General features: G+C 75.0%; 8 protein-coding genes and 1 pseudogene. 7 read left to right on the forward strand and 2 right to left on the reverse strand.

All coding sequences use genetic code 11. The features are described from left to right. Nucleotides 1–101: 101 nt before the first annotated feature. Nucleotides 102–884, reverse strand: coding sequence for a universal stress protein (locus ACFVUY_RS04600; protein ID WP_387727305.1), 783 nt, complete (start codon nt 882–884; stop codon nt 102–104). 383 nt (nt 885–1,267) lie between these two features. Between ACFVUY_RS04600 and ACFVUY_RS04605 the strand changes: the two genes are divergently transcribed. From ACFVUY_RS04605 to ACFVUY_RS04635, 7 genes and pseudogenes are all read left to right on the forward strand, one after another. Continuing rightward, nucleotides 1,268–2,506 carry a CapA family protein gene (locus tag ACFVUY_RS04605; protein WP_387727307.1) on the forward strand — a complete coding sequence of 413 codons (1,239 nt, stop codon included), beginning with the start codon at nt 1,268–1,270 and terminating at the stop codon, nt 2,504–2,506. A gap of 603 nt (nt 2,507–3,109) precedes the next feature. Further along, nucleotides 3,110–3,856, forward strand: coding sequence for a 2,3-dihydro-2,3-dihydroxybenzoate dehydrogenase (locus tag ACFVUY_RS04610; RefSeq protein ID WP_387694520.1), 747 nt, complete (start codon nt 3,110–3,112; stop codon nt 3,854–3,856). A 192-nt stretch (nt 3,857–4,048) separates the two neighbouring features. Next, nucleotides 4,049–5,260, forward strand: coding sequence for an isochorismate synthase DhbC (gene dhbC / locus ACFVUY_RS04615; protein ID WP_387727787.1), 1,212 nt, complete (start codon nt 4,049–4,051; stop codon nt 5,258–5,260). After that, nucleotides 5,257–6,936: a (2,3-dihydroxybenzoyl)adenylate synthase gene (locus ACFVUY_RS04620; protein WP_387727309.1), complete on the forward strand. Its 1,680-nt coding sequence runs from the start codon at nt 5,257–5,259 to the stop codon at nt 6,934–6,936. The genes dhbC and ACFVUY_RS04620 overlap by 4 nt, the downstream gene beginning before the upstream one ends. A gap of 71 nt (nt 6,937–7,007) precedes the next feature. Next, a pseudogene (locus ACFVUY_RS04625) lies at nt 7,008–7,625 on the forward strand (isochorismatase family protein); the annotation flags it as partial. A 140-nt stretch (nt 7,626–7,765) separates the two neighbouring features. Continuing rightward, nucleotides 7,766–7,999 (forward strand): phosphopantetheine-binding protein, encoded by a 234-nt coding sequence (locus tag ACFVUY_RS04630; RefSeq protein WP_387727311.1) that lies wholly within the window; start codon nt 7,766–7,768, stop codon nt 7,997–7,999. Nucleotides 8,000–8,013: 14 nt separating this feature from the next. Beyond that, a complete protein-coding gene (locus ACFVUY_RS04635; RefSeq protein ID WP_387727313.1) occupies nt 8,014–8,814 on the forward strand; it encodes an AMP-binding protein in 801 nt (266 codons plus the stop codon). A gap of 144 nt (nt 8,815–8,958) precedes the next feature. On the opposite strand, the gene ACFVUY_RS04640 is transcribed toward ACFVUY_RS04635, so the two are convergent. Then, a complete protein-coding gene (locus tag ACFVUY_RS04640) occupies nt 8,959–10,161 on the reverse strand; it encodes a M20 family metallopeptidase (RefSeq protein WP_387727315.1) in 1,203 nt (400 codons plus the stop codon). Nucleotides 10,162–10,246: the final 85 nt, after the last annotated feature.

The following is a 10,246-nucleotide window of genomic DNA, read 5'->3' on the forward strand; positions in this document are numbered from 1 at the left end:
GTTCAGCGATTGTCCAGCGGCGGTCCAGCGGTGATTCAGCATGGCGTACCCGACGGGGCGATGCGCATGCCGCGGCCCGGCGGTCGCCCGCGGGCGGCGGTTCACTCCTCGGTGGGCCCGGTGGCGCCGTGGACACCGGAGCGCAGCAGTTGGTGGCCGAGGTCCACCAGGGCGCGGCCGACCGCGAACTCGTCGCCGACGGCGGGGGCCGGGGCGTCGCGCGGGTTGCGGCGGGAACGGGCGTCACTGTGCAGCACGTCGCCGTCGGCGTTCAGCACGGCGTGCACCCGGGTGGTGTCCTCGTCCTCGACCACGTGCAGGCTGAGCTGCCAGTCCTTGGTGCGCACGGCGCCGGGGGCCGACTGCTCGACGCCCTCGCCGCCGGCCGCGGCCGCCGACGGGGCGGCCACCGTCCCGTCGGCGCGGACGATCACCACCGGGCAGGCGCCGTGCACGGCGCAGCGGGTGGACACCGAGCCGAGCAGCGTCCGGGCGAAGGTGCCCCGGCCCCGGCTGCCCAGCACCAGCAGGTCGGCCCCCTCCGCCGCCTCCAGCAGTACCTCGGCGGCGTGGCCGAGCACCAGACTCTCCCGGACCTCCACCGAGCGGTCCGGGCCGAGGATCTCGTTGATCTCGGCGCTCAGCGTGCGGCGGGCGGTCCGCTCGAAGCCGTCGTCCACCATCGGCGCGAACCACCCGTACAGCGAGGGATACTCCCAGGCCGCCACCGCGTGCACCGCCGCGCCGGTCAGCACGGCCTGGCCGACCGCCCAGCGCAGGGCCGCCTTCGACGGCCCGGAGCCGTCGATCCCGACCACGATCCGGTGCTCCCGGGTGAGGGACGGGGGACTGCCGCCCACGGCGGAGATCTGATTGCTGCCCATCACGCCACACCTCCCGGCCTTCGGCGCGGGACTCGCTCCCTGCACACCACGCTGCGCGCCCCGCCCGCCTCCGCGCCAGGGACACGGTGGCCGGGTCGGCCGGGGCCATTGGGACGGTCGGGCCAGGGGTCCGTCCGGCGACCGGCCGTCGATGCCGGGCCCTCGATGCCGGGCCCTCGATGCCGGGCCCTCGATGCCGGGCCGGTCATGCCGGGCCGTCGATGCGCGGCCGGCGGTGTCCGCCGGTCGATGTCCGGCCGTCGATGCCCACCCCGGCCCGGGGGTGTCCCTTGTGGCCGGAATGTTGCGGGCTCGGGTCCGGATGGTGGTGATTCGGTGGCGTAGGCTGACCGCTCTTGCATCATCCTCGGGGGGATCCACTCATGCGCCGTGTCGCGGCCGCCGTCGCGCTGCTCGTCGGAATAACCGCCGTCGCCGCCTGCGGGCCGGACGACCCCGAACCGGCCCCGGCCTCCGCCGCCCCCGTCCCGCCGTCCTCGGCGCCGGGCGGCTCGCCCACCGGCACGGCCCCGGGCAAGAGTGCCCCGCCCCGGCCCGACGGCACCATCACCGTCGCGTTCGCCGGGGACGTCCACTTCGAGGGCCGCACCGAGGCCCGGCTGTCCGTCCAGCCGCCCGAGCCCGCGCTCGGCCCGATCTCCCGCACCCTCGCCGACGCCGACCTGTCCGTCCTCAACCTGGAGACCGCGATCACCGGGCGCGGCGCCCCGGAGCCGAAGACGTACACCTTCCGCACCTCGCCCAAGGCGCTGTCGGTGCTCAAGGACTCGGGCGTCGACGTCGTCTCGATGGCCAACAACCACGCCGTGGACTTCGGCGCCGACGGCCTCACCGACACCCTCGCCGCCAAGGACTCCTCGCCGATCCCGGTGGTCGGCTTCGGACGCAACGCCAAGGAGGCGTACGCCCCGTACGTCACCACCGTGCGCGGGGTGAAGGTCGCGGTGGTCGCCGCCAGCCAGGTCGAGGACCTCACCAACCAGAAGTGGCGGGCCGGTGCCAACAAGCCGGGCATCGCCTCGGCCCTGGACGTGCCGGCGCTGGTCAAGGCGGTGGAGACGGCCAAGCAGCAGGCTCCGGTGGTGCTCGTCTACCTGCACTGGGGCGACGAGGGCAAGGCCTGTCCGACCGGTCCGCAGACCACCATCGCCAAGAAGCTCGCCGGCGCGGGCGCCACGGCCGTGGTCGGTACCCACGCGCACACCATGGTCGGCTCGGGCATGCTCGGCAACACCTACATCGGCTACGGCTTCGGCAACTTCCTCTGGTACGGCACCTCCAACTACCCCAACTCCAACGAGACCGGCGTCACCACCCTCACCCTCACCGCCGACGGCAAGGTGACCGGCGAGGCCTTCACCCCGGCCACCATCGACGACAAGGGCATCCCGGAGCCGGTCAGCGGCGCCACCGCCGAGGCCGCCCTCAAGCGCCGCGACGGCCTGCGCGGCTGCACCGGCCTCTCCCCGGCCCCGGCCGGCCCCGGCGCCCCGGCTGCCGGCTCGACGGCCCCCACCGCTCCGGCGACGACCCCCGCCGCTCCGGCGAAGGCCCCTTCGGGTCCCGCGAAGGCAGCCACCACCCCCGCCGTCCCGCGTTAGCCCGCGCTGGTCGGGCACGAGGAACTGACGACCGAACGGCTCTCCCTGCTGCGCCCCGCCGAGGGCGACATCGACGCCGTCCTCGCCGTCCACCGGGACCCGGCCACCTGCGTCCACAACCCCTGATCGCCCGTGTCCGCCCGGAGAACCTCGCCTCCCGGCGCGTCGCCCTGCGCGCAGGCCCGCGCCGCGCGGAACACCTCGACGGTGAGGGCTGTGACGGCTTCGACCTGATCTTCGCGAGCCGCCTGCCGTAGGGACCCGCCGGACACTGCCACCACGTCCACCGGCACCACGGGCACGACCGGCGCCACTGCCGCAGACGCCGAGGCTGCGAGACATCGAGGCCGCGGGACATCGAGGCCGCAGCCGCAGACGCAGACGCAGAGGCCGTCCGCCCCGGTCCGGGGGCGGGCGGCTTTCTCGTGTTCGGGGGCGCGTTCGCGGTGCGGAATGGCCGCCGCGGGACCGGCGGGAGCGAGTTGACGTTCGCACAGGCTCTCGATGCAGACGAACAGCTGTGTTAGGTTAGGCTTGCCTAATCTTGCTGGTCGGAGGGGATGTCCTGTGCAGCAACAGTCCGAATTCGCCGGTGCCGTCGCGATGGTCACCGGGGCCGGGCAGGGCATCGGCGCGGCCGTGGTGCGGGCGCTGGTGGCCGAGGGAGCCGTCGTCGCGGCGGTGGACCGCAACCGTGGGGGGCTCGACGCCCTGGTGGCCGAGCTGCCGACCGTGCGTCCGTACGTGCTCGACGTGTCCGACGCCCAGGCCGTGGACGGCGCCGTGGAGTTGATCGAACGCCAACTCGGGCCGATCGGCACGCTGGTGAACGTCGCGGGGATCCTGCGCACCGCACCGGTGGTCGAACTCTCCGACGGGGACTGGGCGGACACCTTCGCCGTCAACGCCACCGGCGTCTTCCACACCGGTCGGGCCGTCGGCCGTCGGATGGCGGACCGCGGGCGCGGGGCGATCGTGACCGTCGGGTCCAACGCCGCCGGGGTGCCGCGGGCCGGGATGGCCGCCTACGCGGCGTCCAAGGCGGCGGCCACCATGTTCACCCGCTGCCTGGGGCTGGAACTCGCCCGGTCCGGGGTGCGGTGCAACGTGGTGTCGCCCGGTTCGACCGACACCGAGATGCAGCGCGCGCTGTGGGGCGAGGACGCCGAGGCGGCCGAGCGCCGGGTGATCGAGGGCGACCCGGGCGCCTGGCGGGTCGGCATCCCGCTCGGGCGGATCGCCGCCCCCGCCGACATCGCGGAGGCGGTGGTGTTCCTGGCCTCCGAGCGGGCGCGGCACATCACCATGCACGACCTGTACGTCGACGGCGGCGCGACCCTGCGTGCCTGATTGGGGCTGGGCGGTGCCGATCGGAGCCCCGCCCGTCCCTCCTCCTCGCCCGCGCTCCCGCTCCTCCTCGCCCGCGCTCCCGCTCCTCCCCGCCCCCCGCTCCCGCCTTCCCGTTCCTCCTCGTCCCCCGTAGAACCGTCCCAGACTGGAGAGACCGCCGTGACCACGGTGCACCACGCCCCTGCCGGGCCGATACCCGCCGGGCCCGACGCCCCGGCGACCGCCCTCGCCGAGGGCCCGGACCACGCCGTCATCGGCGCGGCCAGCGGACTGCTCGGCCAGTACCGGGCCGGCTCCGACGAGGCGTTCTTCGCCTCGCCGACCCGCACCCTGCTCGGCTCCGGCGTGCACGCCCGGGTGCCCCAGGACGGGCGGCCGCTGCCGGTGCGGGTCGCCGAGACGCTGGCCGGGGCGGGCCGGGACGGGGTCGAACGGCCGCTGGTGGTCGGCGCGGTGGCGTTCGACCGGGACAGCCGGGTCGAACTCGCCGTGCCCGCCCGGGTCCGCACCGCCGGGGCGCTGCGCGACGACCCGCTGATCGCGCTGCCCGCGCCGGCGGCCGAGCGGATCGACTGGCGGATCGCCCCGGTGCCCGCGCCGGAGGCGTACGGCGCCGGTGTCGCGGCGGCCGTCGAGCGGCTGCGCGGCGGGGAGTTGAGCAAGGTGGTCCTGGCCCGGACGCTGGAGCTGAGCGCCGCCGAGCCGCTCGACCTGCCCGCCATCCTGCAGCGGCTGGCCCGGCGCGACCCGGGCGGTTACACTTTCGCCGTCCCGTCCGGCGGCGGCCGCACCCTGATCGGCGCCAGCCCCGAACTCCTGCTCTCCCGGCGGGGAACGGCCGTGCTGGCCAACCCGCTGGCCGGCTCGGTCCCGCGCAGCGAGGACCTCGGTGAGGACGTCAGGCGCGCCGCCGCGCTGCTGGAGTCGCCCAAGGACCTGTACGAGCACGCTGTCGTGGTGGACGCCATCAGCGAGGCGCTGGGGCCGTACTGCCGCACCCTCGAAGTGCCCGAACGGCCCACCCTGGTACGGACGGCCGCGATGTGGCACCTGGCCACCACGATCCGCGGCGAGCTGGCCGACCCCGCGGTCTCCGCCCTGGAACTGGCCTGCGCACTGCACCCCACCCCGGCGGTCTGCGGCACGCCGACCGACGTCGCACGCCGGGTGATCGGCGAGGTCGAGCCCTTCGACCGCGGCCTCTACACCGGCATGGTCGGCTGGGAGGACGCGACCGGCGACGGCGAGTGGGTGGTCACCATCCGCTGCGCCGAGGCGCAGGAGCGGACGCTGCGGGTGTACGCCGGCGCGGGCGTGGTCGAGCAGTCCCGGCCGGAGGCCGAACTCGCCGAGACCAGCGCCAAGTTCCGCACCTTCCTGGACGCCGCGGGGGTGGCCCGGTGACGCCGCTGGAGACCGCACGGGCAGGCTTCACCCCGTACCCCGCCGAGTTCGCCGAGCGCTACCGGGACGCCGGGTACTGGCGCGGCGAGACCTTCGGGCGGATGCTGCGCGAACGCGCCGCCGCGCACGGCGGGCGGACCGCCGTCGTCGACCCGGGCGGTCACTCGGTGGCGGCCGCCGAGCGGCGCTGGACGTACGCCGAACTCGACCTCCGGTCCGACCGGATGGCCGCCGGGCTGCTCGCCCGAGGCATCCGGGCCGGCGACCGGGTGGTGGTCCAACTGCCCAACGCCGCCGAGTTCTTCGAGGTCGTCTTCGCGCTGTTCCGGATCGGCGCGCTGCCGGTCTTCGCGCTGCCCGCCCACCGGTACGCCGAGATCGGGTACTTCTGCTCCTTCACCGGGGCGGTCGCCTATGTGGTGCCGGCCGTCGAAGGCGGTCACGACTACCGCGAACTCGCCACCCGGGTACAGGCGGAGAACCCCGCGCTGCGGCTGGTACTGGTGGCCGGCGAGGACCCGGGCGAGCACGTCCGGCTCGCGGACGTGCCCTGCGACGGTCCCGGACCGGAGGCCTTCGGCGGGGAGCCCGGGCCCGGCGACGTCGCCTTCCTCCAGCTCTCCGGCGGCAGCACCGGCGTGCCGAAGCTGATCCCGCGCACCCACGACGACTACATCTACTCGCTGCGCGGGTCGGTCGAGCTCTGCGGGCAGGACCGGGACAGCGTGTACCTGTGCGTGCTGCCCGCCGCGCACAACTTCCCGCTCAGCTCACCGGGTTCGCTCGGCACGCTGTACGCCGGCGGCCGCGTGGTGCTCTGCCCGCAGCCCGCCCCGGAGACGGCCTTCCCGCTGATCGAGCGCGAGAGCGTGACCATCACCGGGCTGGTGCCGCCGCTCGCACTGCTCTGGCTGGACGCCGCCGAGCGCGGCGCCCGCGGGTACGAGAGTTTGGAGGTACTGCTGGTCGGCGGCGCCAAGTTCAGCGAGGAGGCCGCCCGGAGGGTGCGGCCGGTGCTGGGCTGCACGCTCCAGCAGGTGTTCGGGATGGCCGAGGGACTGGTCAACTACACCCGCTTGGACGACCCGGAGGAGCTGATCACCACCACCCAGGGCCGGCCGATCTCGCCGGACGACGAGGTCCGGGTGGTGGACGACCAGGACCGGGACCTGCCCGACGGCGCCACCGGCCACCTGCTCACCCGCGGGCCTTACACCATCCGCGGCTACTGGAACGCGCCCGAGCACAACGCCGGCTCCTTCACTGCGGACGGGTTCTACCGCACCGGGGACCTGGTCCGGCGCACCCCGACCGGCCACCTGGTGGTCGAGGGCCGGGCCAAGGACCAGATCAACCGGGGCGGCGAGAAGGTCGCCGCCGAGGAGATCGAGAACCACCTGCTCGCGCACCCCGCGGTGCACGACGCGGCGGTGGTGTCGATGCCCGACCCGTACCTGGGCGAGCGCACCTGCGCCTACGTGGTGCTGCGTGCCGGGCACCGCGAAAACCCGCCGAAGAGCGTCGAGTTGAAGAGGTTCGTGCGGCAACGCGGGCTCGCCGAGTACAAGGTGCCGGACCGGGTCGAGTTCGTCGCCGCCTTCCCGGCCACCGGGATCGGGAAGGTCAGCAAGAAGGACCTGCGCGCCGCGATCGCGGCTTCGCTGACCGGCCGCTGACCGCCCGCGGATCGGCTGCCGACCGCCCGCCGACCGCCCCACACCGCCACGTCTAGCTAAGGAACACCACCGTGGGCCTGCCCCGCATTCCCCGCTATCCCATGCCCGCCGCCGAGGAACTGCCCGCCAACCGGGTCTCCTGGACGGTGGACCCGGCGCGCGCCGTGCTGCTGGTGCACGACCTGCAGAACCACTTCCTGGACGCCTTCGACGCCGAGGCCGAGCCGGTTCCCGAACTCCGGGACAACGTCTCGGAGTTGGCCGGTGCGGCGCGCGCCGCCGGCGTCCCCGTCGTGTACTCGGCGCAGCTCGGCGGGCAGAGCCCGGCCGAGCGCGGGCTGCAGCAGGACTTCTGGGGCCCGGGCATCCCGGACGACCCGCGGGCCACCGCGATCGCCGAGGCCGTGGCCCCGGAACCGGTGGACACGGTGCTCACCAAGTGGAAGTACAGCGCCTTCGTGCGCACCGAGTTGGAGCAGCTGCTGCGCGAGCAGGGGCGGGACCAGCTGGTGATCACCGGCGTGTACGCGCACATCGGCGTGCAGGCCACCGCGTGCGACGCCTGGATGCGGGACGTGCAGGCCTTCGTGGTGGCCGACGCGGTCGCCGACTTCGGCCCGGAGGAGCACCGCGGCGCGCTGGCCTGGGTGGCCGGGCGCTGCGGGACGGTCACCACGGCGAAGGCCGTGCTCGGGGCGCTCGCTCCGGCCGCTCCGGGCGTTTCGGATGTCCAGGGCGTTTCAGGTGTCCAGGGTGTCCAGGGCGTCACGGGCGTCACGGGCGTCGCTGGTGTCGCGGTTGTTGCGGAACTCGAAGGGGTGAGCGGGAAGTGACGGGCGGGGGCTTCACGGTGGAGCGGATCCGGGCCGAGGTCGCCGACCTGCTCGGCGAGGACCCGGCGGAGATCCCGCTGGACGAGAACCTGGTCGACTGGGGGCTGGACTCCATCCGGCTGATGACCCTGGCCGGGCGCTGGCAGGAGGCGGGCGCCGAGGTGGCATTCGTCCAGCTCGCGGAGCGCCCGGCGATCGAGGCCTGGGCCGAACTGCTGGGCGCGGCGTGATGGTGCCGGAGGTGATGGTGCCGGAGACGGCGGCGGCGGTGCTGTCGGCGGCGGGGCCGCGCGAGGCGCTGCTGTCGGCGGCGCCGGAGCTGCCCGCACTGCCCCGGCGTACGGTGCGGTACCCGGCGACCACCGCGGTGGGTCCGGTCGAGGCGCAGGCGGCCCGGACGCCGGACGCGCCGGCGCTGGTGCTCGCGGACGGGGAGACCGTCAGCTACCGGGAGTTGAACGCCGCGGCCAACCGGCTGGCGCGCGCCCTGGCCGCCCGCGGGGCCCGCCCGGGCGCGGTGGTCGGCCTGGCGGGCCTCCGGCGTCCGGCGGAGCTGCTGACGGCGCTGCTGGCGGTGGCGAAGTCGGGCGCGGCGTACCTCCCGCTGGACCCGGCGGACACGCCCGGGCGGCGGGAGCGGCTGCTGGCGGAGAACGCGCCGGTCTGCGTGCTGGGGGAGGGGGTGCCGGGGGCGTTGGCCGGGCTGGAGACGGACGGCGAGCTGCCCACCGACCCGCCCAGGGCGCTGACCCCGCACCACCTGCTCTGCGTCGGGTACGGCCCGGGCGGGCGCCCGACCGCCGTGCGGCTCACCCACGCCGAGGCGGACCGCCGGGTGCGCGAGCTCCAGGCCGAGCACCCGCTCGGGCCGGGCGACCGGGTGCTCCACCTGGGCCTGCCGCTCTGGGAGTACCTGTGGCCGCTGCGGACGGGTGCCGCCGTGGTGCTGGCCGACCCGTGGCTGGAGGGCGAGGTCGGGGAGCTGGTGCGGAAGCTGGGCGTGACGGCGGTGCGGGTGGCGCCGGGGGTGCTGCTAGGCGGGTGAGGGCGTGCGGCCGGGCGCTACGGCGTGCGGCAGTCGACGGACTTCGGGTAACAACTTTCAGCGAACAGAGTTCAGATGACAGATTTCATCATCTGTTCGCTGAAAGCTGTCGGCCGTCCCCCGTCGGTCAGCGCACCCCGTCGGTCAGCGCACCCCGCCCGCCGCGGCCTCGGTCGCCGGACGCGCCGCCGGGTCCACCGCCAGGCCGACTGCCAGGTCCACCGCCGTCCACGCCATCGCCACCGCGCCGTCCAGCACCGCCCGCTCCGCCTCCATGCCCAGCGCCGCCTCGGCGAAGGCCGCCTCGTGCGGGGCGCACGCGCCGCCGGTGATGTCCAGCACCGGATGGATGGACGGCACCGCGTGCGACACGTTCCCCATGTCCGTACAGGCGAAGGGTCCGCTCTCGACCGGTTCCGGCCGGCCGAGCGCCGCCGCGTTGGCCCGCCACAGTGCCAGCAACCGGGCGTCGGAGCGCATGTCCAGGTAGTCCGGTTCGGGCCGGGTCAGTTCCACCTCGCAGCCGGTGGCGAGCGCCCCGGCGCGGAAGCAGTCCTCGACCCGGGAGCGCAGCTCGGCGAGGTCCTCCGCCGCCGAGGCCCGGATCTCGTACTCGGCGCTCGCGCTGTCCGGGATCAGGTTCGGCGCCGTCCCGGCCGCCGTGGTGATGCCGTGCACCCGCCACTGCGGCGGGAGTTGCTGGCGCAGCAGCCCGATGGCGACCTGGGCGACGGTGAGCGCGTCGGCGGCGTTGCGCCCCCGGTGGGGGTCGAGGCTCGGGTGGGCGGCGCGCCCGGTGTAGCGGACGGACAGCGTGCCGAGCGCGAAGGAGCGGAAGTCGGCGATCTCGACGGGGCAGGGGTGGACCATCATCGCGGCGTCCACCCCGTCGAACGCCCCGGCCTCCAGCAGCAGCGCCTTGCCGGCCCCGCGTTCCTCGGCGGGGGCGCCGATCACCCGGACGGTGAGCCCGAGCCGGTCCGCGTGCGGGGCGAGCCCGATTGCGGCGCCGATCCCGGCGGCGGCGATCAGGTTGTGCCCGCAGGCGTGGCCGAGTTCGGGCAGTGCATCGTACTCGCAGACCAGCGCGACGGTGACCGGTCCGCTGCCGAGGCGCGCGTCGAACGCGGTGGCCAGGCCGTGGGCGGGTGCGGTGACCGAGTAGCCGTGTGTGCGCAGCAGTTCGGCGCACCAGGCGGCCGCGAGGTGCTCCTCGAAGGCGGTCTCGGGGTGGGCGTGGATGCGGCGGCTGAGTGCGAGCAGCTCGGCCCGGTGGGCGTGGACGCGGTCGCGCACGGCCTGCTTGGCCTCGGCGGGGGGAGTGGTCGGCGGCTCGGTCGGGGGCATGGGTGGCGTCTCCGGGTTGTCAGGGGCCCGTCCGTGCGGGGCCGTTGACCAGATCATATGAAGTTAGATTAGGCTAACCTAAGTA

Origin of the sequence: Kitasatospora sp. NPDC058063, assembly GCF_042885395.1 — a bacterium.
GTDB lineage: Bacteria > Actinomycetota > Actinomycetes > Streptomycetales > Streptomycetaceae > Kitasatospora > Kitasatospora lactacystinica.

Excerpts from the sequence above, each read along its gene's own strand:
- ACFVUY_RS04600 (WP_387727305.1), bottom strand. The coding sequence starts at position 884 with ATGGGCAGCAATCAGATCTCCGCCGTGGGCGGCAGTCCCCCGTCCCTC.
- ACFVUY_RS04605 (WP_387727307.1), top strand. The coding sequence starts at position 1,268 with ATGCGCCGTGTCGCGGCCGCCGTCGCGCTGCTCGTCGGAATAACCGCC.
- ACFVUY_RS04610 (WP_387694520.1), top strand. The coding sequence starts at position 3,110 with ATGGTCACCGGGGCCGGGCAGGGCATCGGCGCGGCCGTGGTGCGGGCG.
- ACFVUY_RS04635 (WP_387727313.1), top strand. The coding sequence starts at position 8,014 with ATGGTGCCGGAGACGGCGGCGGCGGTGCTGTCGGCGGCGGGGCCGCGC.
- ACFVUY_RS04640 (WP_387727315.1), bottom strand. The coding sequence starts at position 10,161 with ATGCCCCCGACCGAGCCGCCGACCACTCCCCCCGCCGAGGCCAAGCAG.